Annotated in this window: 2 protein-coding genes and 2 pseudogenes; all 4 read right to left on the reverse strand. The window is 29.7% G+C overall.

The annotated features are described in order from the left end of the window. Nucleotides 1-98 (reverse strand): annotated as a pseudogene (locus NOU10_RS09145) (IS6 family transposase); the annotation flags it as partial. 172 nt (nt 99-270) lie between these two features. Beyond that, nucleotides 271-1,005, reverse strand: coding sequence for a 23S rRNA (adenine(2058)-N(6))-methyltransferase Erm(C) (gene erm(C), locus NOU10_RS09150; protein WP_032492416.1), 735 nt, complete (start codon nt 1,003-1,005; stop codon nt 271-273). A gap of 60 nt (nt 1,006-1,065) precedes the next feature. Then, nucleotides 1,066-1,125 carry a 23S rRNA methylase leader peptide ErmCL gene (gene ermCL / locus NOU10_RS09525; RefSeq protein ID WP_014158491.1) on the reverse strand — a complete coding sequence of 20 codons (60 nt, stop codon included), beginning with the start codon at nt 1,123-1,125 and terminating at the stop codon, nt 1,066-1,068. Between the two features lie 106 nt (nt 1,126-1,231). Then, nucleotides 1,232-1,637: pseudogene (locus NOU10_RS09160) on the reverse strand (replication initiation protein); the annotation flags it as partial.

Genomic DNA, 1,637 nt, shown 5'->3' on the forward strand with positions numbered 1-1,637 from the left:
TCTTGAACTTCACGATAGCTAAGGTTATAACGAAGATAGTAGCCCACGGCTACAATAATCACATCCTGCTGAAATTGCTTTCCTTTAAAATGATTCATCGTCATTCCTCCTGCTATCTTTTTCAATTATTTTACCTCAAAATGAGCTTATCGGAAACTTTGCAACAGAACCCGGAAAAATTATTTTATTAAAGAGTAATTCAACAAAAGGGCCAAGATTGTTTAAGCAAAACAAGACAAGTTAAGGGGTGCAGTTTACGCACCCCTTAACTTACTTATTAAATAATTTATAGCTATTGAAAAGAGACAAGAATTGCTCAAAGCTAATATTGTTTAAATCGTCAATTCCCGCATGTTTTAAGGATTTGTTAAATTGATTCTTTGTAAATATTTTCTTGTATTCTTTGTTAACCCATTTCATAACGAAATAATTATACTTCTGTTTATCTTTGTACGATATTCTTGATTTTTTTCTCTTTAATCTGATAAGCGCGCTATTCACTTTAGGTTTAGGATGAAAATATTCTCTTGGAACCATACTTAATATAGAAATATCAACTTCTGCCATTAAAAGTAACGCCAATGAGCGCTTTGTATTCAATAACCTTTTAGCAAACCCGTATTCCACGATTAAATAAATCTCATCAGCTATACTTTCAAAAACAACTTTGCGTATTATATCCGTACTTATGTTGTAAGGTATATTACCAAATATTTTATAGGATTGGTTTTTAGGAAATTTAAACTGCAATATATCCTTGTTTAAAACTTGAAAATTATCGTGATTAACAAGTTTATTTTCTGTAGTCTTGCATAATTTATGGTCTATTTCAATAGCAGTTACGAAATTACACCTTTGTACTAATTCAAGGGTAAAATGCCCTTTTCCTGAGCCAATTTCAAAGATATTATCATGTTCATTTAAGCTTATATTTGTCATTATTTTATCTACATTACGTTTCGAAGTAATAAAGTTTTGACTGTCTTTTATATTTTTTTTGTTCATTATAACCCTCTTTAATGCGGTTATAATTAATTTTGCTTATCAACGATTCATTATAACCACTTATTTTTTGTTTGGTTGATAATCAACTGTGTTGATTACAAAAATACTAAAAATGCCTATATATTAATTCTCCTTCTTATAAACTTAAAATAATTATAGCACAAGCTCTGATAAATAAGAACATGATGAACGACCCTTTTAGCGAACTTTTTTTGCCCCCCTATTTTTAAAATAAGTCTATTTGTTCTCCTTTTTTAGTATTTTCTTCATTGTCTTTTAAATCAGGTATTAGTTTATCTAAAGTATGAGCTATTTTTTCTTCTGACTGTTTCAAATCAGAACTTTCAAATAGTCCCCTGTCTTTTTTAGATTTTAAATCAGCATTTTCTTGTTTTACTTTAGCTAATTCTTGCTTTAATTTCTCTACTTCACTTAATTCAACTTGTTTTTCAGCATTATATTCAGCCACTTTTTCAGATACATTAGTAGGTATGCTTTTTTCTTCTTTTCTGACACCTTGCTTTCCTTTAACTCTAGGTGGTTGTGGCTTACCATCAATAACAACAGTATTAGTGTCTAAAGTTGTATTAATTTGTCGAATTTCTAGCGTATAGCCAACAACTCTACGCCCC

This window comes from Ligilactobacillus sp. MP3 (genome assembly GCF_024436335.1).
GTDB lineage: Bacteria > Bacillota > Bacilli > Lactobacillales > Lactobacillaceae > Ligilactobacillus > Ligilactobacillus salivarius.